At 72.0% G+C, this 23,521-nt stretch carries 20 protein-coding genes; 10 read left to right on the top strand and 10 right to left on the bottom strand.

Annotated elements, in window-relative coordinates:
• Positions 1-62: 62 nt before the first annotated feature.
• On the bottom strand, positions 63-1,637 hold the full coding sequence (locus tag BJ992_RS12225; RefSeq protein ID WP_221474783.1) for an MFS transporter: 1,575 nt from the start codon (positions 1,635-1,637) through the stop codon (positions 63-65).
• A gap of 198 nt (positions 1,638-1,835) precedes the next feature.
• On the opposite strand from BJ992_RS12225, the gene BJ992_RS12220 reads away from it, so the two are divergent.
• Positions 1,836-2,462, top strand: coding sequence for a helix-turn-helix domain-containing protein (locus BJ992_RS12220; RefSeq protein WP_184980500.1), 627 nt, complete (start codon positions 1,836-1,838; stop codon positions 2,460-2,462).
• Positions 2,463-2,473: 11 nt separating this feature from the next.
• On the opposite strand, the gene BJ992_RS12215 is transcribed toward BJ992_RS12220, so the two are convergent.
• A complete protein-coding gene (locus tag BJ992_RS12215) occupies positions 2,474-4,015 on the bottom strand; it encodes a phytoene desaturase family protein (protein ID WP_184980499.1) in 1,542 nt (513 codons plus the stop codon).
• 84 nt (positions 4,016-4,099) lie between these two features.
• Here BJ992_RS12215 and BJ992_RS12210 point away from each other — a divergent pair, with 84 nt between their 5' ends.
• From BJ992_RS12210 to BJ992_RS12200, 3 genes are all read left to right on the top strand, one after another.
• Positions 4,100-5,038 (top strand): pseudouridine-5'-phosphate glycosidase, encoded by a 939-nt coding sequence (locus BJ992_RS12210; RefSeq protein ID WP_184980497.1) that lies wholly within the window; start codon positions 4,100-4,102, stop codon positions 5,036-5,038.
• On the top strand, positions 5,039-5,932 hold the full coding sequence (locus BJ992_RS12205; RefSeq protein ID WP_184980495.1) for a PfkB family carbohydrate kinase: 894 nt from the start codon (positions 5,039-5,041) through the stop codon (positions 5,930-5,932).
• Between the two features lie 290 nt (positions 5,933-6,222).
• On the top strand, positions 6,223-7,890 hold the full coding sequence (locus tag BJ992_RS12200) for a hypothetical protein (RefSeq protein ID WP_184980493.1): 1,668 nt from the start codon (positions 6,223-6,225) through the stop codon (positions 7,888-7,890).
• A 9-nt stretch (positions 7,891-7,899) separates the two neighbouring features.
• On the opposite strand, the gene BJ992_RS12195 is transcribed toward BJ992_RS12200, so the two are convergent.
• The 6 genes from BJ992_RS12195 to BJ992_RS12170 all read right to left on the bottom strand — a co-directional run bounded on the left by BJ992_RS12195 (position 7,900) and on the right by BJ992_RS12170 (position 15,109).
• Positions 7,900-8,352 carry a GNAT family N-acetyltransferase gene (locus BJ992_RS12195; RefSeq protein ID WP_184980491.1) on the bottom strand — a complete coding sequence of 151 codons (453 nt, stop codon included), beginning with the start codon at positions 8,350-8,352 and terminating at the stop codon, positions 7,900-7,902.
• Between the two features lie 154 nt (positions 8,353-8,506).
• A complete protein-coding gene (locus tag BJ992_RS12190) occupies positions 8,507-9,349 on the bottom strand; it encodes a helix-turn-helix domain-containing protein (RefSeq protein ID WP_184980489.1) in 843 nt (280 codons plus the stop codon).
• Positions 9,350-9,442: 93 nt separating this feature from the next.
• Positions 9,443-10,609, bottom strand: coding sequence for an acyl-CoA dehydrogenase family protein (locus tag BJ992_RS12185; RefSeq protein WP_184980487.1), 1,167 nt, complete (start codon positions 10,607-10,609; stop codon positions 9,443-9,445).
• On the bottom strand, positions 10,596-11,537 hold the full coding sequence (locus BJ992_RS12180; RefSeq protein WP_184987939.1) for a hydroxymethylglutaryl-CoA lyase: 942 nt from the start codon (positions 11,535-11,537) through the stop codon (positions 10,596-10,598). The genes BJ992_RS12185 and BJ992_RS12180 overlap by 14 nt, the downstream gene beginning before the upstream one ends.
• Before the next feature lie 11 nt (positions 11,538-11,548).
• The gene (locus BJ992_RS12175; protein ID WP_184980485.1) at positions 11,549-13,522 is read right to left on the bottom strand and encodes an acetyl/propionyl/methylcrotonyl-CoA carboxylase subunit alpha; all 1,974 of its coding nucleotides are present in this window, start codon (positions 13,520-13,522) and stop codon (positions 11,549-11,551) included.
• Positions 13,523-13,525: 3 nt separating this feature from the next.
• Positions 13,526-15,109 carry a carboxyl transferase domain-containing protein gene (locus tag BJ992_RS12170; protein ID WP_184980483.1) on the bottom strand — a complete coding sequence of 528 codons (1,584 nt, stop codon included), beginning with the start codon at positions 15,107-15,109 and terminating at the stop codon, positions 13,526-13,528.
• Between the two features lie 97 nt (positions 15,110-15,206).
• Here BJ992_RS12170 and BJ992_RS12165 point away from each other — a divergent pair, with 97 nt between their 5' ends.
• The 5 genes from BJ992_RS12165 to BJ992_RS12145 all read left to right on the top strand — a co-directional run bounded on the left by BJ992_RS12165 (position 15,207) and on the right by BJ992_RS12145 (position 20,704).
• Positions 15,207-15,803 (top strand): SACE_7040 family transcriptional regulator, encoded by a 597-nt coding sequence (locus tag BJ992_RS12165; RefSeq protein WP_343072624.1) that lies wholly within the window; start codon positions 15,207-15,209, stop codon positions 15,801-15,803.
• 88 nt (positions 15,804-15,891) lie between these two features.
• Positions 15,892-16,512 (top strand): PadR family transcriptional regulator, encoded by a 621-nt coding sequence (locus BJ992_RS12160; protein WP_221474782.1) that lies wholly within the window; start codon positions 15,892-15,894, stop codon positions 16,510-16,512.
• Positions 16,509-17,495: an ATP-binding cassette domain-containing protein gene (locus BJ992_RS12155; RefSeq protein ID WP_184980479.1), complete on the top strand. Its 987-nt coding sequence runs from the start codon at positions 16,509-16,511 to the stop codon at positions 17,493-17,495. The genes BJ992_RS12160 and BJ992_RS12155 overlap by 4 nt, the downstream gene beginning before the upstream one ends.
• A 3-nt stretch (positions 17,496-17,498) precedes the next feature.
• Positions 17,499-18,368, top strand: a complete 870-nt coding sequence (locus tag BJ992_RS12150; RefSeq protein WP_184980477.1) for an ABC transporter permease — start codon at positions 17,499-17,501, stop codon at positions 18,366-18,368.
• A 122-nt stretch (positions 18,369-18,490) separates the two neighbouring features.
• Positions 18,491-20,704: a thiamine pyrophosphate-dependent enzyme gene (locus BJ992_RS12145; protein ID WP_184980475.1), complete on the top strand. Its 2,214-nt coding sequence runs from the start codon at positions 18,491-18,493 to the stop codon at positions 20,702-20,704.
• On the opposite strand, the gene BJ992_RS12140 is transcribed toward BJ992_RS12145, so the two are convergent.
• Both BJ992_RS12140 and BJ992_RS12135 read right to left on the bottom strand, forming a co-directional pair.
• The gene (locus tag BJ992_RS12140) at positions 20,701-21,270 is read right to left on the bottom strand and encodes a TIGR03086 family metal-binding protein (RefSeq protein ID WP_184980474.1); all 570 of its coding nucleotides are present in this window, start codon (positions 21,268-21,270) and stop codon (positions 20,701-20,703) included. The genes BJ992_RS12145 and BJ992_RS12140 overlap by 4 nt on opposite strands.
• Before the next feature lie 23 nt (positions 21,271-21,293).
• Positions 21,294-22,442, bottom strand: coding sequence for a magnesium and cobalt transport protein CorA (locus tag BJ992_RS12135; protein WP_343072623.1), 1,149 nt, complete (start codon positions 22,440-22,442; stop codon positions 21,294-21,296).
• Between the two features lie 308 nt (positions 22,443-22,750).
• On the opposite strand from BJ992_RS12135, the gene BJ992_RS12130 reads away from it, so the two are divergent.
• Positions 22,751-23,491 carry a M50 family metallopeptidase gene (locus BJ992_RS12130; RefSeq protein ID WP_343072975.1) on the top strand — a complete coding sequence of 247 codons (741 nt, stop codon included), beginning with the start codon at positions 22,751-22,753 and terminating at the stop codon, positions 23,489-23,491.
• Positions 23,492-23,521 lie beyond the last annotated feature (30 nt).

The raw sequence follows: 23,521 nt of genomic DNA, 5'->3' as shown, positions 1-23,521 counted from the left end.
TGATGCCGGACCAGCCCTGCGCGCGAGGCCGGGAACGGTCGCGGTGCGCGATCGACTCTCGGTCAGTGGGTGGTCCCGTCGGCGGACTCCGTGACGGATGCCGGCGCGCGCGTGGGTCCCCGGAAGGCGACGAACAGTGCGAGCGCGGCCATGACCGCCACGCCGACCCACATGGCCTGCTGCCAGCCTGCGACGAAGGCCTCCTGTGCGGCGGTCATGATCCGCTCGGCGTGGCCGTCCGCGTGCTGACTGACGGCCGCGGCGTTGGCGACACCTTCCCTCGCGGTCGCGGCGAGGTCGGCCGGCACACCGTCGAGGCGGCCGCGGAGCGCGTTCCGGTAGCCGGCGACCAGCAGGCCTCCCAGCAGGGCGATGCCGAGGGCCGCGCCGAGTTCCCGGGTGAGGTCGTTGAGCGCGGACGCCACGCCTTGCTGCTCACGCGGCAGAGCGGAGGTGATCGCCTCGGTCGAGGGTGTCATCGCCAGCCCCGCTCCGAGTCCCATGGCGATCAGTCCCGGCAACACGCCGAGGTATCCGCCGGAGACCGACACGAGTGACGCCATCAGCGCCAGCCCGGCACCGGCGAGGCCCAGTCCCGTGACCATCGACCCGCGGACGCCGATGCGTGCGGCCAGGCGTGGCGCGACGCCGGAGGCGGCCATCATCAGCAGTGCCATCGGCATCAGCCCGAGGGTGGCGAGCAGACCGCTCCAGCCGAGCACGACCTGGAAGAACGGGTACAGGACGAGAGAGACCCCACCCTGGACGCCGAACAGGACCAGCAGCAGCGTGGTGCCGGAGGAAAGGCCGCGGGTCCGGAAGTTCCTGATGTCCAGCAGCGGGGACGGCGTGCGCAGTTCCCACGCGACGAACACGGCTGTCGCGACCACGGCCACGACGAGCGTGAGGACGACGGCGGGGTCTCCCCAGCCCCGCGCGGGTGCCTCGTGCAGCGCGTAGGTGAACCCGACGGCGGCGACGACCGAGGCCAGCGCGCCGGGAAGATCGAACCGGCCCCGAGCGGCCTCACGCGAGTTCGGGACGGCACGGACACCGATCAGGACCGCGGCGAGGGTGAGGACGACCGGCAGAGCGAACAGCCAGCGCCAGGACGCGACGTCCACCAGGAGCGCGGACAGGTACATGCCGAGGATGCCTCCGCCACCGGCGACCGCGGTCCACATGCCGATCGCCTTCGAGCGTTCGGTGCCGGGGAAGGACGAGGTGATGACCGAGAGGGTGACCGGCATGATCATCGCCGCGCCGATACCGCTGAGCAGGCGCGCGCCGAGCATCACCCCCGCGACCGGCGCGAGCGCCGCGGCGACGTTCGCGACCCCGAAGACGGCGAGGCCGGCGACCAGAACGGGCTTGCGTCCCCAGCGGTCCCCCGCCGCGCCGAGCGGCAGCAGGAGTGCCGCGAGGGTCAGGGTGTAGGTGTTGATGATCCACAACACCTGTCCCTGGGACGCGTCGAACGTGACGGCCAGTTGCGGCTGCGCGACGTTCAGCCCGGAGACGGACGCGACGACGGCCATCAGCGCGACGCACACGGCCCACAGGATCGCGCGGCGGCGCCGCGGATCGTCGATCACCGGCGCGGTCGTGTCCGCACCGGACATGGCAGTGGAAGACATGATGGGAAGGTCCTTTCAACGAACAGGCCGGCCGCAGAAGAACAACCGGGCACGAGAGCCCGCGTCCGGCGCGCTCACCGCGACGCGAAGGGGTTCCGCGTTCATCGCGTTCTCCCCCCTGCTTCGACGTGCGGCCCCCAGACTCACCTCCATCACGCCAGGACGCAAACATCCTTGCCAAATGGCAAACTAAGGGACATGGACCGAACCACCGACGCGACCCTCGACGCCGTGGGCCCTCGCCTCAAACACCTACGGCTGCGCCGCGACGTCACGCTGACCCGGCTCGCCGCGGAGACCGGCATCTCCACCAGCACCCTGTCCCGCCTGGAAGCCGGACTGCGACGCCCCACCCTCGAACAACTCCTGCCGCTGGCCCGCTACTACGGCGTCACCATCGACTCCCTCGTCGACGCTCCCCGCACCGCGGACCCGCGGGTCGACCTGCGTCCCCTGTCATGCAGCGACGGATCGATCATCATCCCGCTCACCCGCCGTCCCGGCGGAGTCCAGGCGTACAAGTTCGTCCTCCCCACCGGCCGCGACGACGCCGTCCCCGACCTCCGCTCCCACGAAGGCCACGACTGGGCCTACGTGCTCAACGGCACCCTGCGCCTGGTCCTCGGCGACCACGATCTCCTCCTCCACGCCGGCGAAGCGGTGGAGTTCGACACCCGCACCCCCCACTGGTTCGGCGCCACCGGCGCGGGCCCCGTCGAATACCTCAGCCTCATCGGCCGCCAAGGCGAACGCACCCACATCCGCGCCACGACCACCCCTCACGAGAACCCGCACACGCGGTCCCATGGCGCGGTCGCGGAGTGAGGCGGGACGGCTCAGCCGCCGAGAACCGCCATGGCGGCGTTGTGACCGGGGATGCCGCTGACGCCGCCGCCTCGGCGTGCGGCGGCGCCGCACAGCAGGACGCGGTCGTGGTGGGTTTCCACTCCCCAGCGGCCGTTTTCCTCCGGGGTTTCCGCGTAGGGCCAGGTGAGGTCGCGGTGGAAGATGTGGCCGCCGGGGAGGGCCGCCTCGCTTTCCAGGTCGGCGGGGGTTTTCGCTTCGAGGCAGAGGGTTCCGGAGGGGGTGCGCAGCAGGCAGTCCTCCAGGGGTTCGGCCAGGACGGTGTTGACGGAGGCCAGGGTGGCGGCGAGGGCTTCGGCGCGGGACTTGTCCGGGTCGGCGCGGAAGAGGCGGGACGGCATGTGGAGGCCGAAGAGGGTCAGGGTGTGCGCGCCGGTCGCCGCGAGGCCGGGGGTGAGGATGGAGGGGTCTGTCAGGGAGTGGCAGTAGACCTCGGCGGGGGGAAGGGTGGGGATCTCGCCTGCGGCGGCTTCGGTGTAGGCGCGGGCCAGCTGGTCGCGGGACTCGTTGATGTGGAAGGTGCCGCTGAAGGCCTCGGCCGGGGTGACGCCGGGGTCCTTGAGGCGGGGCAGGCGGGACAGGACCATGTTGATTTTCAGTTGAGCGCCTTCAGGGGTGTGCTCCGGGTCCTCTCCGAGGAGGCGGGAGAGGGTCGTCGGTGGGGTGTTGGCGAGGATGTGGCCGGCGGTGACGGTGTGTTCGGCGCCTTCGGGGGACCGGAAGCAGACTTCGCCGGTCACCGGGTCCACGGCGAGGACTTCGGTGTTGGTGTGGATCTCGGCGCCGGCCTTCGTGGCGGCGGTGGTCAGGGCCGTGGTCACGGCTCCCATGCCGCCGACGGGGACGTTCCAGTCCCCGGTGCCGTTGCCGATCACGTGGTAGAGGAAGCAGCGGTTGGCGAGGAGGTCGGTCGAGGGGTCGGCGAAGGTGCCGATCAGTGCGTCGGTGAGTACTACGCCGCGTACGGTGTCGTCGGTGAAGGTCTCGTCCACGACTTCACCGATGGGTCGTTCGAAGGTGTCGCGCCACAGGGACTCGTCGGCCACCACGTGTTCGCGGACGGTGGTGCGGTCGCGCAAGGGCTCCAGGAGGGTGGGGGCCAGGCGTTCGGCCAGGTGCGCGGTGGCCGCGTAGAAGCGGCGCCAGGCCTCGTGGTCGGTGGCGCCGCCGGTGACGGCCGTGAAGGACGCGGCGGTGCGGTGGTCGTCGGCGTTGTCCACCAGGAGGCCGCCGTCTCCTACGGGGGTGTAGGAGGCGTAGCGGCGGCGGCGCAGGTCGAGGGTCAGGCCCAGGTCGGTGATGATCTTGGTGGGGAGGAGGCTGACCAGGTAGGAGTAGCGGGAGACTCGTGCGCCTACGCCGGGGAAGGCCTGGGTGGAGACGGCGAGGCCGCCGGTGCACGGCCGGCGTTCCAGGAGCAGCACGCGGCGGCCGGCGCGTGCGAGGTACGCGGCGGCCACCAGGCCGTTGTGTCCGGCTCCGGCGATGACCACGTCGTACCGCGAGTGGCGCATGACCAGGTCTCCTAACTCGGACAGTACGGTGTCAGGGGGGCAAATCTCCCTGGAGCGTACCTACGGGAAGGGCACGGAGCGAGCATGCACACTAGTGGTCCCGGCGAGACGATCATCCGGACATCACCTGAGGTCGCCGAGGCCCTGGCCGGTGGTGTTCCTGTGGTGGCGCTGGAGAGCACGATCATCTCGCACGGTCTTCCTCAGCCGCGCAATCTCGAGGTGGCCGTCGAGCTGGAGGGCCTGGTACGGGACTCGGGTGCGGTGCCTGCGACGATCGCGGTGCTGGACGGGGTGCCGTGGGTCGGGCTGGGCCGGGACGGGCTGGAGCGGATCGCCAAGGAGGCGGGGCTGCGCAAGCTCGGGTTCCGGGATCTGGCGCCGGCGGCGGCGCTCGGCGCGAGCGGGGCCACCACGGTGTCGGCCACGGCGTTCCTCGCGGCGCGGGCCGGGATCCGGGTGTTCGCGACCGGAGGGCTCGGCGGGGTGCACCGGGGGTGGACGTCGGACCAGGACGAGTCCGCGGACATCGGGACACTCGCCGCGACGCGGATCACGGTGGTGTGTGCGGGGGTGAAGTCCATTCTTGATGTGCCGGCTACGCTCCAGCGGCTGGAGACCCGGGGGGTCACCGTCGCGGGGTACCGCACCGACACCTTTCCGGGGTTCTATCTGCACACCACTGGACTGCCGGTGGACTGGCGGCTGGACGAGCCGGCGCAGGCGGCGGGGGTCATGCGTGCGCAGGACCGGCTCGGAGGGCCGGAGGCGGCGCTGATCGTGGCCAATCCGGTGCCGGAGGAGAGCCAGCTCGATCCCGGGTTGCACGATCGTGTGCTGGCGGAGGCGCTGACCGAGGCGGAGCGGCAAGGGGTGACCGGTCAGGCGATCACGCCGTTCCTGCTGGACTATCTGGTGCGTGGCACCGATGGCGCGTCCCTGGAGGCCAACCTCGCGGCGGTGCGCGGCAATGTCGGCCTGGCGGCGCGGATCGCGGTCGCCTGGGCCGTCGCGGAGGGCTGAGTGGCGGGGTTGCTCGTCATCGGGGACGTCGTCACCGATGTGGTGGCGCGGCATCGGTCGCCGGTCGCGCCGGGGACGGACACCGAGGCGGACATCGTGCTGCGGCCCGGCGGGTCGGGGGCCAACACGGCCGCGTGGGCCGCGTATCTCGGTGCGGACGCGCGGCTGCTGGCGCGTGCGGGGTACGACACCGGGGCCTGGCACGTCGGTGAGCTCACCCGGGCCGGGGTGCGGCCGCACGTGCGGATCGACCCGGCGCACCCCACCGCGGTGGTGATCGCCATGGTGGACGGCGCCGGTGAGCGGACCATGCTCACCACGCGCGGGGCCGGACGGCGTATCGGGCCGCAGGACTGGGACGACGGGTTGCTGGACGGCGTCGGACGTGTGCACGTGTCCGGGTACACGTTGTTCGCGGCGCCGGGGCTGGAGCTGGTGCGGCTGGCGACGCGAGCGGCGCTGGAGCGTGGGGCCGCGGTCAGCGTGGATCCGGCCTCCGCGGGGTTCCTGCGGGAGTTCGGGTCGGAGCGGTTCCTGCGGGAGACGTCCTCGGCAGGTCTGGTGATCCCCAACCTGGACGAGGCGCTGCTGCTGACCGGGGCCGGGGACGCCGTCACCGCCGCCGAGGCGTTGAGCGCGCGGTACGGCACGGCGATCGTGAAGCTCGGCGAGGACGGCGCTCTGCTCGCGACCGGAGGCACCGTCACCCGGCACGCCGCGGGGACACCGGGAGCCGGGCCGCTGGACTCCACCGGTGCGGGGGACGCGTTCGCCGCCGGGGTGCTGACGGCCCTCCTCGGCGGCGCGGACGCAGGCGCCGCCGTCGAGGCGGGGTGCCGTGCCGGCGCGACGGCGGTGACCCGCGTCGGCGGACGGCCCGTCTCCGGGCCGTAGACCTCTGGACGGCCGTCCGTGAGAACCGCGGTGACCGTCCGGACAGCCCGCCGTGTCGGTCCGTGCTCAGGCCGCAGGCCACGGGATCGGCCCTCACCATCACTTTGCGTCATGGTGATGTGTGGATGTGCTGATCTTCAAGGTCGGAGCGGTCCAGGGGAAAGTGTGCGGTCAGGCGCCAGATGAGTGGTCCTCGCACTATGTTCTCCTTGATGACGCTAATTGCCAGCGTCCGGCGTAAGCTGCACCATTAGCAACATGCGTCACACTCGGGAGGATGCGGTCAGCCGATGGACGCCGATTCAATGATCTGCCTGAGTGATCTCGTCCCGGCCCTGCGCTGGAGCCGGCCTCAGCAGGTCGCCGAGGTCCTCGCCGATCCACGGCTGCCGGGGGGCTGGTGGGGGTCGGTCGCTCTGGGTCGCGCGCTCGGCACGACCGGTGTCGACTGGGTGTGCGATCGTTTGTCCCGGCTCGCGGTGCTTCGCTGGGACCACCTTGCGCTCATGGACGTGCTGCCGGCGCTTCAGGTGCACACGGTGGATCCCGCGCTCACCGGCTGGCCGGAGCCGGCCCGTACGGCGATCAACGGCATGGGGGGGTGGGACCGGCTGCGGCGGCTGACGGCGGCCGACCTGCGTGCTCCGGCCGGGCCCGCGTCGGCCGAGGTCGTCATCACGACCGTGTTCCGGGAGATCCTGGGACGCGTACCGGCCGTGTCGAGCCCCGTGTCGAGCCCTGTGGTGTCGAGCCCTGTGGTGTCGAACCCGGTGTCCTCCCCCGCGCCTGCCGTCCCGGCGCAGCCGCCGGTGGTGGCCTCGTCGCCGCCGGTACGGCCGGTGCCGCCGACCAGAGCCGCGCCTGCGCCGCCGCCGAAGCCCCCGGTGTCGGACAATCCGCTGGTACGGCTGGTGGACACGGTGTTCCGTGAGTGGACGCCGATGGAGCGGGCCGTGGCGATCGAGCGGCTGTTCGCGGCGGAGCCGGTGAGCCTGCGCACGCTCGCGCACGAGCTGCACGTGGACCGTGATGTGCTGTCGCAGGCGCAGCGGGCCGCCGAGGAGCGGGTGCTGCACTGGCTGCGGTCGCCGGAGTCGACCGCGGTGACGGGGCACTTGTTCCGGCTGACCGAGTGGCTCGGCACGGCGGCGACGGAGGAGCAGCTGATCGCGGCCGACCCGGCGCACCCCATCGACGTGCCGTCGCTCGGCACGCCGCTGTGGCGGGTCCTGGTGGCGCTGATGCCGGACCGCCGCCTGCAGGACGGCTGGCTGGTGGTCGGCGATCTGACGCGGCTGCGTGAGCGCAGTGTGCAGGTGCTCGGCGGGAAGACCAGCGGTGAGGACGCCGTCGAGCTGCTCGGCCAGCTCGGCATCCGCGCGCACTCGGCGGAGGCGTGGATCGAGTCCCTGCCGAAGACGGCCGCCGCGCCGCAGGAGCCGCTGTCCCCGACGACCACCGGTGGTTTCCCCGCTCCCCTCCCCCGCCGCACGCCGGGGGCCAACGGCCATCAGATCCGCGGCGGCACCCCCGTTCCGTCGGTGTCGGGGAGCCTGCCGGACGCGCAGACGGCGCAGAGCGCGCTCGCGGCGCTGACGGCCCTGTCGGCGAACCCGCCGCGGCCCCACCTGGTGCCGGAACCCCGTACGGCTCAGCGTCCCCTGCCGGGTCCGGCGTCCGATCCGCGCAGGTGGCAGCGGATCGACGTGACGAGCGAGCATCTGCGCGGCGAGCCGGTGCCGGTGCCGGAGGGGTACGCCACGCAGCTCGGCATGCGTCCCGGCACACTGCTGTCGGTGACGGGGCCGGGGGACAACGCGGTCGTGCTGGTGTGGCGGGACCGGCAGCCGGTGTTCGACTCGTTGCAGCCGGTGCTGATGCGCCTGAACGCGCGGCCGGGAGACTCGGTGTACGTGACGGTGGACGGTTACCGGCTGGACGCGCAGCTCACCTCGTAGGCGCGGCGGTCAGGCCTGGTCCTCCAGCGACATCAGGGTCTTGCGGTAGTAGGTGCCGGCGGACTCGTAGCGCAGGGCCTGGTAGAACTCCTGGGCTCTGCGGGTGGCGAGCGCGATGTAGCGCGCGTCCCTGCCGCGGGCCCAGGTCTCGAACTCCTCCAGCAGGGCCCGGCCGAGTCCGCGGCGGCGGAAACCGTGCTGCGACACGGCTTCCTCGATCCACGCCACGTGGCCGTTGGCGAAGAGCGTGAGGTGGACGAAGCCGAGCAGGTAGCCGCGGACGTGGCCGTTCACGACCGCGACCAGGAGCAGCGCGTCGGGGTTGTCCAGCAGGGCCGGCAGGTGCTGGTCGAACGGTTCGCGCCGGGGACGCACCGACATGGCGAACTCGCGGGTCAGTGCGAAGATCTCCTCGGCGTCGTCGTGGACGGCCCTGCGCACCAGAAGATCATCAGAAGTCATGAAAAGGACTTTAGGGAGTAGACCCGTCGTCCGTCCAATCGCGCCGCGTCCCTTCCCCGCGCCGCGTGCCTGCCGGGTCACCGCATGTCAGCCGTGTTCGACGGCCGCCGTGCCGCTTCCCTTCCCGCGCCGTGTGTCCGCGGGTCGCCGCATGTCAGCAGCAGTACGACGGCCGCCGCGCCGCGGCCGTGGCGCCGAGGCAGGCCAGTGCGTGTTCCGAGGGGCTGCCGGGCTCGGCCTGAAAGGTGACCAGCTTCTGGCAGGAGGTCTCGTCGATGGTCATCACCTCCATGGTGGTGAACAGGTCGCCGGCCGTGTGGTGGTGGAAACGCACGGGGTCGCGGCCCCGGCTGCGCACGTCGTGCCTGGCCCACATGCGCCGGAAGTCGGCGCTGCGTTCGGACAGCTCCTGGACCAGCGCGGCCCGTTCGGGGTCGTCGGGCCCGATCCCGACCGCGGCGCGCAGGTGCGCGACCTTGCAGCAGGTGTCCTTCTCCCAGTCCCGGTAGAACTCCCGCGCGCGGGGGTTGAGCAGAGCGAGACGCAGCAGGTTGCCGTTGTGCTCCAGTCCGCCGTACAGGCCTTCGGCGACCGCGTTGCGTGCCAGCACGTCGAGCCGCTGGTTCACCACGTACGCCGCGACCCGGTCCCAGCGCTCCATGAGCCGCACCACGTTGGGGTCGACCCGGCCGGACGCGCTGTCGGTGCAGGGTCCGGCGCGGGGCCGTGCGAGACCGTGCAGGTACTCGGCGGCCTCGGGGCCGAGCTGGAGGACCCGTGCGAGGGAGTCGAGCACCTGGTCGGACGGGTGGCGCTCCCTGCCTTGCTCCAGCCGTATGTAGTAGTCGGTGCTGACCCCGGCGAGGGTCGCGACCTCCTCGCGGCGCAGGCCGGGGGTGCGGCGGCGGTCGGACAGCGGCGGCAGGCCGACCTGCTCGGGGGCCGTCAGGTGACGACGGGCCCTGAGGAAGTCCCCCAGATCGTTGTCCCGGCGCATATCACCAAGCCTCGGCCGTGACCTGCCCTCCGGTGAACCCTGGGGCCGGGTTCTTTGCCGTCCACTGGACGAAACTCGACCTCCGGGTGGCGGTCAGGCCGGCAGGCCGAGCTGGCGCGCGATGAGGATGCGCTGCACCTCGCTGGTACCTTCGCCGATCTCCAGGATCTTGGCGTCGCGGTAGAAACGGCCCACGGGGAACTCGTTCATGAAGCCGTAGCCGCCGAAGACCTGGGTGGCGTCGCGCGCGTTGTCCATGGCGGCGTCGGAGGCGACCAGCTTGGCGATGGCGGCCTCCTTCTTGAACGGCTCCCCCGCCAGCATCTTCTCGGCCGCGTGGTAGTAGGCGAGCCGCGCGGTGTGCGCGCGGGTCTCCATGTCGGCGATCTTGAACTGGATGGCCTGGTAGCGCGCGATGGGGACGCCGAACGCGTGCCGTTCCTTGGCGTACCGCAGGCTCTCGTCCACGCATCCCTGCGCGAGGCCGACCGACAGGGCCGCGATGGCGACCCGGCCCTCGTCCAGGGTCCGCAGGAACTGCGCGTAGCCGCGGCCCCGCTCGCCGAGCAGGTTGGCGGCCGGCACGCGGCAGTCGGAGAACGACAGCTCACGGGTGTCGGAGGCCGACCAGCCGACCTTGGAGTACTTCTTGGAGACGGTGAAGCCGGGGGTGCCGGACGGCACGATGATGGTGCTGATCTCCGGCGCGGTCGTGCCGTCCTCGCGTTCCCTGCGGCCGGTGATGGCGGCGACCGCGACGAAGCCGGTGAGGTCGGTGCCGGAGTTGGTGATGAACGCCTTGGAGCCGTTGATCACCCATTCGTCCCCGTCGAGCACGGCCATGGTGCGCATGCCACCCGGCACGTCGGAGCCGCCGCCGGGTTCGGTGAGGCCGAACGCGCCGAGCACCTCGCCGGACGCCAGGCGCGGCAGCCATTCGGCCTTCTGCTCGGGGGTGCCGTACCGGTGCAGCGGCATCGCGCCGAGCGACACCGCGGCCTCCAGGGTGATCGCGACCGAGGAGTCCACGCGGGCCAGTTCCTCGAGGGCCAGGCACAGCGCGAAGTAGTCGCCTCCCATGCCGCCGTGCTCCTCGGGGATCGGCAGCCCGAACAGCCCCATGCGGCCCATCCGGCGGACGATGTCGTAGGGGAACTCGCAGCGCTCGTAGTAGTCGCCGATGACCGGTGCGACGACGTCGCGTGCGAACTCCTCGACGGTGGCGCGCAGGGCCTCGTACTCGTCGTCAAGCCTGTGCATGGTCGGGCTCCTGTTCCTTGGACAGCGCCTGGACGACGCGGGAGGGACTAGGACGGCCGAGCTCACCGGCCAGCCACACGCTGGTCGTGACCAGCGCGCCGAGGTCGACCCCGGTGGCGATGCCGAGGCCGTTCAGCATCCACACGAGGTCCTCGGTGGCGAGGTTGCCGGTGGCGCTGCGCGCGTAGGGACAGCCGCCGATGCCTCCGGCGGAGGCGTCGACGACGGTCACCCCGGCGCGCAGCGCGGCGAGGGTGTTGACCAGGGCCTGGCCGTAGGTGTCGTGGAAGTGCACCGCCAGCCGCTCGGGGCCGACGCCGGCGGCGGCGAAGCCGGTGAGCAGCGTGGTGACGTGGCCGGGGGTGCCGGCGCCGATGGTGTCGCCGAGGGACAGTTCGGCGCAGCCGAGGTCGAGCAGCCGTACGCCGGTGCGGACGACCTGCTCGACCGGCACCGGGCCCTCCCAGGGGTCGCCGAAGCACATCGACAGGTAGGCGCGGACGCGGATGCCGGCCTCGGTGGCGCGGGTCACCACGGGGGTGAACATCTCGATGGAGGCGTCGAGGCTCCGGTTGAGGTTGCGCCTGGCGAACGTCTCGGTGGCGCTGCCGAAGATCGCGATCTCGGTGACGCCGTGCGCCATGGCCCGGTCCAGGCCGCGCTCGTTGGGGACGAGCACCGGGTACCGCACGCCGGGGGCCCGGTCGAGGCGGGTGAGCAGGTCCTCGGCGTCGGCGAGCTGCGGCACCCACGTGGGGTGGACGAAGCTCGTGCTCTCGACGGCGGTCAGCCCGGCGGCGGCGAGCCGGCTCACCAGCAGTGCCTTGGTCTCCACCGGCACGACGGTCTTCTCGTTCTGCAGGCCGTCCCTCGGGCCGACCTCGTAGATCGTGACGCGGTCCGGCAGGCCCTCGGCCCGGAACTCCATCGGCAGGCCCGTCACGACTCCTCCTCGCGGACGACGGCGAGCACGGCGTCCATGTCGACCGGACGGCCGGCGCGGACCGGCAGGTCGGCGACGACGCCGTCCATGGGGGAGGTCACGGTGTGCTCCATCTTCATCGCCTCGACGATCATCAGCGGCTGGCCCTCGGTGACCCGTTCGCCGGGGACCACCTTGACCAGCAGGACGGTGCCCGGCATCGGGCTGCGCACCACGCCGTCACCGGTCCGGCCCGCGGCGGCGTCGCCGGGGTCGCCGGGGACGTGCGGGGTGACGGCCCAGGCGTGGCCGTCCCGGCCGAGCCACACGGCGCGGCCGTCGGACGCGCAGGCGTACCGGCGGGTCACCCCGTCGAGGGTGACGAGCACCTCGCCGTCGCCACGGGTCAGCCGTGCCTCGGCGGCCGGTTCCCCGTCGTCGAGGACCACCTCCGCGCCGTGTCCCGGCGTCCCCCGCACCTGGACGCGCGTGGTGTTCCCCCGGGTCTCCAGGAGCCAGGTGGTCCAGGCGAGTTCGCCGAGCCGCCAGCCGTCCGGGACGTCCCACGGGTCGTCGCCGGCGGCCTCGGCGAGGTCGTCCTGGAAGACCAGCGCGGCGGCGGCCCGCACGTCGCGTGGCGGCGCGCCGTCGCCGTACGCGGCGGCGAGCAGCGTGTCGAGGCGCTCGTCGATGAGACCGGTGCCGAGGTCGCCGGCGGCCACGGCGGGGTCGGCGAGCAGTGCGCGCAGGAACGCGATGTTGGTGGTCACGCCGAGGACGGTGGTGGCGCGCAACGCGGCGTCGAGCCGCCGCAGCGCGGCCGGCCGGTCCCGGCCCCAGGCGATGACCTTGGACAGCATGGGGTCGTAGTCGCTGCCGACGACGCCGCCGGCCTGGATGCCGGAGTCGACCCGCACGCCGGCGGGCTCGGTGAGCGCGAGCACCCGGCCGCCGGTCGGCAGGAAGCCGTGCGCGGGGTCCTCGGCGTACACGCGGGCCTCGATGGCGTGGCCGCGGCTGCGGATCTCGTCCTGCGTGAACGGCAGCGGCTCCCCCGCGGCGACCCGGAGCTGGAGCTCCACCAGGTCGAGGCCGGTGACGAGTTCGGTCACCGGGTGCTCCACCTGGAGCCGGGTGTTCATCTCGATGAAGTAGCCGGGGTGTCCCGGCTCGTCCCCCGGCACGATGAACTCGACGGTGCCGGCGCCGACGTACCCGACGGCCGCGGCGGCCCGGACGGCGGCGGCCCCCATCGCGGCGCGGGTGGCGTCGTCGAGCAGCGGCGACGGGGCCTCTTCGATGATCTTCTGGTGCCGGCGCTGGAGGCTGCACTCGCGCTCGCCGAGGTGGACGACGCCGCCGTGCGCGTCGGCCATGACCTGGATCTCGATGTGCCGGGGGTTGGAGACGAACCGTTCCAGCAGCAGCGTGCCGTCCCCGAACGCGGCGACGGCGGTACGGCGGGCCGACTCAAGCGCCGCAGGCAGCTCCTCGGGGGAACGGACGACCAGCATGCCTTTGCCGCCGCCGCCGGCCGACGGCTTGATCAGCACGGGGTAGCCGACGGACGCGGCGACCGCCGCGAGGTCGTCCTCCGGCTCGGCGGCACCCGGCACCACGGGAACGCCGGCCCCCGCCACGGTGGCCTTGGCACGGATCTTGTCGGCCATGGCCTCCATCGCGGCCGGCGGCGGCCCGGCGAACACCAGGCCCGCCTCGGCGCAGCGCCGCGCAAAGGCGGCGTTCTCGGCGAGGAAGCCGTAGCCGGGGTGCACGGCCCGCGCTCCGGTGGCGAGGGCCGCCGCGACGACGCCGTCGACGTCGAGGTAACCACCTGGCAGGCGCACGGCGACGTCGGCCTCGGCGGCGTGCCTGGCGCCTTGGTCGGCGTCGGCGTACACGGCGACGGAGCGGACGCCGAGGCGGCGCAGGGTGCGCAGGATCCGGAGGGCGATCTCACCCCGGTTGGCGACGAGAACGGTGTCGAACATGCCTCACATCCGGAAGACGCCGTAGCCGACAGGGTCGAGCGGCGCGTTGGCCGCGGCCGACAGGGCCAGCCCGAGGACGGTGCGGGTGTCGACCGGGTCGATCACGCCGTCGTCCCACAGGCGAGCGGTGGAGTGGTACGGGTTGCCCTGCTCCTCGTACTGCTCGCGGATGCGCCGTTTGAACTCCTCCTCGTCCCCCGATCCGGAGGGACGCACCGTGGCCAGCACGTTCGCGGCCTGCTCTCCCCCCATGACCGAGATGCGAGCGTTCGGCCACATCCACAGGAAGCGCGGCGAGTAGGCGCGGCCGGACATCGCGTAGTTGCCGGCGCCGAACGAGCCGCCGATGACGACGGTGAGCTTCGGCACACGCGCGCAGGACACGGCGGTGACCATCTTGGCGCCGTGCTTGGCGATGCCGCCGGCCTCGTAGGCGCGGCCCACCATGAAGCCGCTGATGTTCTGCAGGAACACCAGCGGCACGGCGCGCCGGTCGCACAGCTCGATGAAGTGGGCCCCCTTGAGTGCCGACTCGCCGAACAGGATGCCGTTGTTGGCGACGATCCCGACGGGATGGCCGTGCAGGTGCGCGAAGCCGGTGACGAGCGTCGGGCCGTACTCGGCCTTGAACTCCAGGAACCGGCTGCCGTCGACCAGCCGGCCGATCACCTCGCGCACGTCGTACGGCACGCGGGTGTCGGCGGGGACGATGCCGTACAGGTCGCGCGGGTCGTGCAGCGGCTCCTCGGGCCGCGCGCGTTCCCAGGGGGAGGCGGCGCGCGGCGCGAGGGTGGCGACGATGTCGCGGACGATGGACAGCGCGTGCGTGTCGTCGCGCGCCAGGTGGTCGGTGACGCCGCTGATCCGCGCGTGCACGTCGCCGCCGCCGAGGTCCTCGGCGCTGACCTCCTCACCGGTGGCGGCCTTCACCAGCGGCGGCCCGCCGAGGAAGATCGTCCCCTGGTTGCGGACGATCACGGCCTCGTCGCTCATCGCGGGGACGTAGGCGCCGCCGGCGGTGCAGGAGCCGAGGACGGCGGCGATCTGCGGGATGCCTTCGCGGGACATGGTGGCCTGGTTGTAGAAGATGCGGCCGAAGTGCTCGCGGTCGGGGAACACCTCGTCCTGCAACGGGAGGAACGCGCCGCCGGAGTCGACGAGGTAGACGCACGGCAGGCGGTTGTGCAGCGCCACCTCCTGCGCGCGCAGGTGCTTCTTCACGGTGACCGGGTAGTACGTGCCGCCTTTGACGGTGGCGTCGTTGGCGACGACCACGCATTCGCGGCCGCTGACCCGGCCGACGCCGGTGATGATGCCGGCCGCCGGGGCCTCGTCGCCGTACAGGCCGGTGGCGGCGAGCGGCGAGAGCTCAAGGAAGCGGGAGCCGGGGTCGAGCAGGGTGGTGACGCGGTCGCGTGGCAGGAGCTTGCCGCGCTCCAGGTGGCGGCGGCGCGCGCGCTCGGGGCCGCCGAGCGCGGCGGTGGCGAGCCGTTCGCGCAGCTCGGCCGTGAGGCGTTCGTTGGCCTCCGCGTTGCGCTTGAACTCCTCGGCGTCGGGGACGGCGGCCGTCCGCAGCACAGGCGCCATGTGGCGTACCTCCTCCTACTCGGCCCCGGTTAACGAGCGCTAACACCGCTTCTGGATGTTAGTCAGCGATAACGTTGTTCGTCTACCATTGCGGCTCGTGACCGTTGTGCGGAGTCCTACCCGAGTTCCTGGCCGCAGGCGCGGAGAGATCCTCGCCGCCGCGGCCACGCTGTTCGCCGCGCGCGGCTTCCACGGGGTGTCCACCGAGGAGATCGGCGCGGCGGTCGGCATCTCGGGGCCCGCGCTGTACCGGCACTTCGACGGCAAGGAATCCCTGCTGGCCGAGATGCTGCTCGACATCAGCGAGCGGCTGCGCGGCGCGGCGGTGGAGCGGGTGACGCGGGCCGCGGACGGCGCCGAGGCACTGGACGCGCTGATCTGCGGACAGATCGACTTCGCGCTCGACCACCCGGCGCTGATCACCGTGCACGACAGGGAACTGGGGAACGTTCCCGAGGCGGAGCGGCGGCGGGTGCGGCGGCTCCAGCGGCTGTACGTCGAGGAGTGGGTCACGGTGCTCAGCGAGCTGTACCCCTCGGCGCGGCCGGCGCGGCTGCGCGCGGCGACCCACGCGGTGTTCGGCCTGCTCAACTCGACGCCGCACAGCGCGGGTGAGCTGCCGCGCGCCGAGATGGCGGAGCTGCTGCACCGGATGGCGCGGGTGGCGCTGCACACGTTCGTTAACGAGGGTTAACTTTCCCGACGTTGGTCAGAAATGGGTTGTTCGTGCCAACTATCTAGATATATCGTTCGCGTATCTCGATAGTTGGAAGGGTGATCACATGAGAGACCCCCGTGAGTGGCTGCCTCCCGTCGTCCCCCCTGGTCCCCCAGGCCCGCACGGTCCCCCGCCTCCCGAGGACAGATATCGCGAATGGGGCCCGCCTGCGCCACCGGGACCAGGGCCGCACTTCGCTCCCCGCGTGCGGCGCGGCGACGTCCGCGCGGCGCTGCTGACGCTCCTGCAGGAGCAGGCGCGCAACGGCTACCAGATGATCCAGGAGATCCACAGCCGCAGCGCCGGCATCTGGCGGCCGAGCCCCGGGTCGGTGTACCCGGCGCTCCAGCAACTTGAGGACGAGGGGATCGTGTCCGGCGAGGAGGCCGGCGGCAGCCGGATCTACCGGCTCACCACCAAGGGACACGACCTCGTCGCGAGGCGCGGGGAGCTCACCGACACCCCCTGGGCCGACGTGGCGAACACGCTGCCTGAGGAGATCATGGAGCTGCGCATGTTGTGGACGCAGCTCGACGACGCGTTCGGCCAGCTCATCCGGCACGCCAATCCTTCGCAGGCCGCCGCGGCGCGGACCCTGCTCAAGAAGACCAGACGCTCGATCTTCGCGATCCTCGCCGACGACGAGGACACCGTGGACTGTGACCACGGCAAGGGGGACACGTGACGACCAAGGACGAGACACCTGCGGTCGAGGTGCGGGGCCTGAGGAAGACTTTCGGCAAGGTGGACGCGGTCAAGGGCATCGACTTCGAGGTGCGGCCCGGCGAGGTGTTCGGGTTCCTCGGGCCGAACGGCGCCGGCAAGACCACCACGATCAGCATGCTGTGCACTCTCGCGCGGCCCACCGGCGGCACGGCGCGGGTCGCCGGCCACGACGTGGTGCGCGAGCGGGACGAGGTCCGGCGCAACATCGGGCTGGTGTTCCAGGACCCGACGCTGGACGGCTACCTGTCGGCCGAGCAGAACCTGCGGTTCCACGCCGAGCTGTACGGCGTGCCGCGCGAGGTGGTCGGCGAGCGCATCCGGCAGGTCATGGAGATGGTGGCCCTGTGGGACCGCAAGGACGCCAAGGTGATGACGTTCTCCGGCGGCATGAAGCGGCGCCTGGAGATCGCGCGCGGCCTGCTGCACTCGCCGCGTGTGCTGTTCCTCGACGAGCCGACGGTGGGCCTGGACCCGCAGACCCGGTCGGCCATCTGGGGGTACATCAACAAGCTCCGGCACACCGAGGACATCACGATCTTCATGACGACGCACTACATGGAGGAGGCCGAGTACTGCGACCGCATCGCGATCATCGACCACGGCGAGATCGTGGTGATCGACTCCCCCGAGGCGCTCAAGGCGAGTATCGGCAAGGACCGGGTGCAGATCCAGACCGGTGACGACGCGGGGGCCATCACCGCTCTCCAGGAGCGGTTCGGCATCGAGGCGGCGGTGCGCGAGGGTCAGGTGACGTTCGCGGTGGCGTCCGGCGAGGAGTTCGTGCCGCGCCTGTTCGCCGAGCTCGGCGTGCCGATCCGCTCGGTCAGCGTGTCGCGTCCTTCGCTGGACGACGTCTTCATGAACTACACCGGCTCCACCATCCGCGACGCCGAGGCCGAGAACGGCGCGGCGACGTGGATGCGGGCCATGGCGAGGAGGTAGGCGATGAGCACAGGCGTCACCGCTCCCGGCGTGGTCCGGGTGCACGTCCCCCGGCGCAGCGTCGCGCACGACCTGCGTGCCGTCAAGATCGTGCTGCACCGCGAGCTGCTGCGGTTCGTCAGCGACCGCACCCGCATGATCTCCACGTTCGTCCAGCCGGTGCTGTGGCTGTTCGTGATGGGGACCGGCCTCGGCACGCTGGTGTCGCGGGGGCCGGCCGAAGGGGTGGACTTCCGCACCTTCATCTACCCCGGCGTGATCGCCATGACGGTGATCACGACGGCGATGTTCTCGGCGGGGTCGATCGTGTGGGACCGCGAGTTCGGGTTCCTGCGCGAGATGCTGGTCGCGCCGGTCAGCCGGGGCTCGATCGTGGTCGGCAAGTGCATCGGCGGCGCGCTCATGGCCACCGTCCAGGGGGCCATCATCCTCGCCATGGCGGGGCTGGTGAGCGTGCCGTACTCGCCGGGGCTGATCCTCACGCTGCTCGCGGAGATGTTCCTGGCGTCGTTCACGATCACCGCGTTCGGGGTGAGCCTGGCGGCGCGGATGAAGAACATGCAGTCCTTCTTCGGCGTCATGCAGATGGCGATCATGCCGATGATCTTCCTGTCCGGAGCGCTGTTCCCCCTGGCGAACCTTCCGGGGTGGCTGTCGTTCCTGACGAAGATCAACCCGCTGACGTACGCGGTGGACCCGATGCGGCACGCGGTGTTCAGCCACCTGGACGTGACGCCGGAGGTCGTGCGGATCCTCAACCCGGGGGTGCACTGGTTCGGCTGGCAGGTCCCGGTCGGGATCGAGCTGCTCATCATCGCGGCGATGGGGCTGGCCCTGCTCGGGGTCGCCATCGCGCAGTTCCGCCGCGACTGACGCGGACAAATACCAGCAAAACTCGTGAAAGCCTCGCCGCACGTCGCGGCGGGGCTTTCCGGGTCTGGCCGTATCGGCAAGCCACCGGACGTGGCGTGACGACCGGCGACATAATCGGTGGTGTGGCCCGCGACACTGCCGAGACGCACTTCACCGAGTCGGTCGCCGCGCTGACGCCGGGTGAGCGCCGCGATCCCGCGCTCCCCGTCCGGCCCGGCACCACACTGACCGGAGGGCTGTGCCGCGACCTGTTCGAGACACAGGTCGCCAGCCGGCTGCTCGACATCGCGGCCCGGTGGCTGCGCGAGCAAGGCGAGGGGTTCTACACCATCGGGTCGGCCGGCCACGAGGGAAACGCCGCGGTCGCCGCCGCCGTGCGCGCCACCGACCCGGCGCTGCTGCATTACCGGTCCGGCGCGTTCTACCTCGCGCGGTCCGCGCAGGCCGGCCGGCTCGCCGAGGAAGGGCTGCGCGACGTGCTGCTCGGCCTCGCCGCCGCGGCCGAGGAGCCCATCGCCGGCGGCAGGCACAAGGTGTTCGGCCACCCCGGCCTCGCGGTCATCCCGCAGACCTCCACCATCGCGAGCCACCTCCCCCGCGCCGTCGGGGTGGCGTTCGCCATCGAGCGCGCGCGCAAACTCGGCGTCACCGACACCCCGTGGCCGGAGGGCTCGATCGCGGTCACGAGCTTCGGTGACGCGTCGATCAACCACGCGAGCGCGCTGACCGGGCTCAACACCGCCGCGTACTGCGCCTACCAGGGGCTGCCGCTGCCGGTGCTGTTCGTCTGCGAGGACAACGGCCTCGGCGTCAGCGTGCGCACCCCCCGCCGGTGGGTCGAGTCCGCCGCGCACCCCCTGATCCCCCGGTTCGAGGCCGACGGCTGCGACCTGGCCGAGGCGTACGACGTGGCGTGCCGCGCCGCCGACCACGTGCGCGGCCGCCGTTCCCCCGCGTTGCTGCACCTGCGCACCGTGCGGCTGATGGGCCACGCCGGGTCCGACGTCGAGTCGGCCTACCGCACGCCGCGCGAGATCGCCGCCGACCTGGAGCGCGACCCGCTGGTCGCCACCGCGCGGCTGCTGGTCCACGCGGGTCTCGCCGACCCCGGCGAGCTGCTCGGCCGGTACGAGACGATCCGTGAGCACGTGCTCAAGCTGGCGCTCGACCTGACGCGGCGGCCACGGCTGCGCTCGGCCGCCGAGGTCATGCGGCCGCTCGCGCCGCGGCACCCGGCGCGGGTCGCCACGCTCGCGGCCCGCGCGGCACCCGGCCGTGCGGCGCTGACCGGCGCCACGTCACCCGAGCGCGAGGGTCCGCTCACCCTGTCCCAGGCGATCAACCGCACGCTCACCGACCTGCTCGCCGCGCACCCCGAGGCGATGGTCTTCGGTGAGGACGTCGCGCGCAAAGGCGGGGTGTACGGGGTCACGCGGGGCCTGCTCAAGCGGTTCGGCGCGGCGCGGGTGTTCGACACGGTGCTCGACGAGCAGGCCGTGCTCGGGCTGGCGCTCGGCGCGGGGGTGTCGGGGCTGCTGCCGATACCGGAGATCCAGTACCTGGCCTACCTGCACAACGCGCTCGACCAGATCCGCGGCGAGGCGGCGTCCTTGCGGTTCTTCTCCCAAGGCGCCTACCGCAACCCCATGGTGGTGCGGGTCGCCGCCTACGCCTACCAGAAGGGATTCGGCGGCCACTTCCACAACGACAACTCCGTGGCGGCGCTGCGCGACATCCCCGGCCTGGTCGTCGCGTCCCCCGCGCGGCCCGACGACGCCGCCGCGATGCTGCGCACCTGCGTGGCCGCCGCCAAGGCCGACGGCGAGGTGTGCGTGTTCCTCGAGCCGATCGCGCTGTACCACACGCGTGACCTCATGGACGACGGGGACGACGGGTGGCTCGCGCCGTACGCGCCGCCGTCGCGGTGGGCCGAGACGCACGTGCCGATCGGCCGGGCCAGGTCGTACGGCGACGGCCGCGACCTCACCATCGTGACCTTCGGCAACGGCCTGCGCATGAGCCTGCGTGCCGCGATACGCCTCACCGCGGAAGGTCACGGGTGCCGGGTGCTCGACCTGCGGTGGCTGTCCCCGCTGCCGGTCGAGGACCTGCTGCACGCCGCCACCCTCACCGGCAAGGTCCTGGTCGCCGACGAGACCCGCGGGTCCGGCGGCGTGTCGGAGTCCGTGCTCGCGGCGCTCGCCGACGCCGGTTTCAGCGGTCAGGTGTCGCGCGTGACGTCCAAGGACTCGTTCGTCCCGCTCGGCGACGCCGCGGCCCACGTGCTGCTGTCGGAGGCCGAGATCGAGGACGCCGCGCGCAAGATGCTCTCCTAGGGCCGGCGGCCGGTCAGGGCCAGGGTGCGGGTCTGGATGTCGGCGTCCGCCGGCACCGGCACGGGGCCGGCGAACAGGCCGGTGGCGGCGAGGTCCTGTCCCAGCGAGGCCAGGTGGTCGTACGCGGCGGCCATCAGCGCCGGGTCGATCCGCTCGTCCACACCGAGGGCCCGCGCGAGGTCCCAGGCGTGCACGGCGAGGTCGGCGGCCATCTCACGGCAGTACGTGCGGCAGGGGACCGTGCCGTACGACAGGTGGACCTCGCCGTCCAGCGCGCCGGGGGCCGCGAACGCGGCCTGCGCGTCGGCGGCGGCCCGGGTCCAGCTCGCCACCGGGTCGTCGCCGAGCCGGTCACCGTCGAACCGGTCGCCGACCTCGGCCGGAGTCGCGCCTGCGACCAGTGGAGGCACCCAGAGCTGCTCCACCACCAGGTGGTTCACCAGGTCGCGCACCGTCCAGTCCGAGCACGGCGTCGGGTCGTCCCACTGGTCGGCGCGGACCATGCCGGCGCGCAGGCCGAACTCGTCCATCGCGATGGCGTGCAGTTCAAGCTCACGGTCTTCCATACCGGCCGACCTACCCCGCCGGCCTACAGCCAGTCGCGGCGCTTGAACACCAGATACAAGGTCAGGCAGACGATCCCCATCAGCGCCACGGCGAACGGGTAGCCGAAGACCCAGCCGAGCTCCGGCATGTGGGTGAAGTTCATGCCGTAGATCGTGCCGACCAGGGTCGGCGCGAACAGGATGGCGGCCCAGGAGGAGATCTTCTTGACCTCCTCGCTCTGCGCGTAGCTGGCCTGCGTGACGTTCTTCATCTCCTCGTTCTGCGCCTGGCTGACCAGCGTCGAGTTGACGATCAGGATGTCCTGGAGCATCTGCCGGAAGTTGTCCACCCGCTCCACCACCGTGATCGCGTGGTCGGCGACGTCCCGCAGGTACCGCTGCAGCTCGCCGTCCACGCCGTACTTGGCCGAACCCGCGATCAGGCCCTCCAGCATGGCGAGCAGCGGCCGGGTGGCGCGCTGGAACTCGATCACCTCACGCGACAGCGCGTAGATGCGGCGCGGCGCGGCCGGGTCGCCGCCGAAGACCTGCACCTCGATCTCGTCGATGTCCTTCTGCACCCCGGCGACCACCGGCGCGTACCCGTCGACGACGGCGTCGAGGATGGCGTACAGCACGGCCTGCGGGCCCTGGCGCAGCAGGTCGGGGTCCTCCTCCATGCGGCGGCGCACCTTGGACAGGTCGGGGGCCTCGCTGTGGCGCACCGTCAGCACGAAGTCGGCGCCGACGAACACGTGCAGCTCGCCGAACTCGACCTTCTCCTGCGAGTCGAGGTACCGCGCGGCGCGCAGCACCAGGAACAGCGTCTCGCCGTACCGGTCGGCCTTCGGCCGCTGGTGGGCCACGATGGCGTCCTCGACGGCCAGCTCGTGCAGCGCGAACTCCTCGGCGATGTGCAGCATCTCGCGCTCCGGCGGCCGGTACAGCCCGATCCACGCCATGCCGCCGGGGTTGGACCGCAGCGCCGCCACCGCCTCAGGCAGCGACGGCGGCGACGCCACCCGCTTGCCGTCCACGTAGACCGCGTTGTCGATCACACTCGGCTGGGCCGGGCCGCCGTCGTCCCTGGACCTCGGATCCATGGACCGCTCAGGCGCGACCTCCCCACGCTCCCCGTTCCGCGCGGCCCCACGCACGAGGCCCCGCAGCCCCCGAGTCCGCCGCTCCGCCACGTGACCCTCCTTCATCCCACCACCGGCATCCCACCACCGGCCGAGTCCGACCTTAACCGGACATTCCAAACTCCTGATGAACCTCCGGGCCCATACCCGTCACCGGCGCGCTCACCGCGTCCACGATCTTTTCCCGATCACGCGGCTTCCCGGAGAGACACCGGCTCCCCACCGGCCGGGAATCGCACCGCGTACCCGGCCCTTCCTGATCCTCCGGTCGCCGATCTCCTACCGGTCACCGACCTGTTCGCCGCGTACACGATCTCCTTCCGATCATGGGATGCTAGGTCGCGCCGCACGGTGGCCCGATCGACGGAGGTGGCACCCTGGAGACGCTCGACGCTCTCTGGACGCGCCTGATCACGACCCAGCCCGCGCCACCCTTATGGATCATCCTGCTCGCCGCGCTCGTCGCGCTGGCCGTCGTCCTGCACCCCAACGCGTGGCACCTGTCGCGCGGTCTCATCACGGTCGCGCACGAAGGCGGCCACGCCGTCGTCGCGCTGCTCACCCGGCGCAAGCTCCAGGGTATCCGCCTGCACTCCGACACCAGCGGGGTCACCCTGACCCGGGGCCGGCCCACCGGTCCCGGCATGATCCTCACCGCCGCCGCCGGGTACGTCGCGCCGTCCCTCATCGGGCTCGGCGCGGCCTGGCTCACCGCCGCCGGGTACATCACGGTCTTCCTGTGGACGGTGCTGCTGCTGCTCGCCGGCATGCTGCTGATGATCCGCAACATCTACGGCGCGATCGCGCTGATCACCGTCGGCGGGGCCGTCTTCACCCTGTCGATGTTCACCCCACCCGATGTCCAGGGCTGGGTCGCCTACGCCGCCTGCTGGTTCCTGCTGTTCGGCGGCATCAGGCCCATTCTGGAACTGCGCCGCAAACGCCGCAGGGGCCGCGCCGTCGACTCCGACGCCGACCAGCTCGCCAGGCTGACGCCGTTCCCTCCCGGCTTCCACATCTTCATGTTCCTTCTGATCTCCACCGCGGCCCTGGTCGCCGGAGCGTACCTGCTGGCCCCCATCACGCTTCCCCCGCTCTGAGCACTCGGTCTCGTCCGCGGGTCCCGGGCC

This window comes from Sphaerisporangium rubeum (assembly GCF_014207705.1).
GTDB classification, from domain to species: domain Bacteria; phylum Actinomycetota; class Actinomycetes; order Streptosporangiales; family Streptosporangiaceae; genus Sphaerisporangium; species Sphaerisporangium rubeum.
Note: the sequence above shows the minus strand (reverse complement) of the source record. Positions and strands in the feature narration are given on the sequence as shown.

Coding starts and splice junctions, on each gene's coding strand:
- BJ992_RS12225 (WP_221474783.1), bottom strand. CDS start 1,637: ATGTCTTCCACTGCCATGTCCGGTGCGGACACGACCGCGCCGGTGATC.
- BJ992_RS12220 (WP_184980500.1), top strand. CDS start 1,836: ATGGACCGAACCACCGACGCGACCCTCGACGCCGTGGGCCCTCGCCTC.
- BJ992_RS12215 (WP_184980499.1), bottom strand. CDS start 4,015: ATGCGCCACTCGCGGTACGACGTGGTCATCGCCGGAGCCGGACACAAC.
- BJ992_RS12210 (WP_184980497.1), top strand. CDS start 4,100: ATGCACACTAGTGGTCCCGGCGAGACGATCATCCGGACATCACCTGAG.
- BJ992_RS12200 (WP_184980493.1), top strand. CDS start 6,223: ATGGACGCCGATTCAATGATCTGCCTGAGTGATCTCGTCCCGGCCCTG.
- BJ992_RS12195 (WP_184980491.1), bottom strand. CDS start 8,352: ATGACTTCTGATGATCTTCTGGTGCGCAGGGCCGTCCACGACGACGCC.
- BJ992_RS12190 (WP_184980489.1), bottom strand. CDS start 9,349: ATGCGCCGGGACAACGATCTGGGGGACTTCCTCAGGGCCCGTCGTCAC.
- BJ992_RS12185 (WP_184980487.1), bottom strand. CDS start 10,609: ATGCACAGGCTTGACGACGAGTACGAGGCCCTGCGCGCCACCGTCGAG.
- BJ992_RS12180 (WP_184987939.1), bottom strand. CDS start 11,537: ATGGAGTTCCGGGCCGAGGGCCTGCCGGACCGCGTCACGATCTACGAG.
- BJ992_RS12175 (WP_184980485.1), bottom strand. CDS start 13,522: ATGTTCGACACCGTTCTCGTCGCCAACCGGGGTGAGATCGCCCTCCGG.
- BJ992_RS12170 (WP_184980483.1), bottom strand. CDS start 15,109: ATGGCGCCTGTGCTGCGGACGGCCGCCGTCCCCGACGCCGAGGAGTTC.
- BJ992_RS12160 (WP_221474782.1), top strand. CDS start 15,892: ATGAGAGACCCCCGTGAGTGGCTGCCTCCCGTCGTCCCCCCTGGTCCC.
- BJ992_RS12150 (WP_184980477.1), top strand. CDS start 17,499: ATGAGCACAGGCGTCACCGCTCCCGGCGTGGTCCGGGTGCACGTCCCC.
- BJ992_RS12140 (WP_184980474.1), bottom strand. CDS start 21,270: ATGGAAGACCGTGAGCTTGAACTGCACGCCATCGCGATGGACGAGTTC.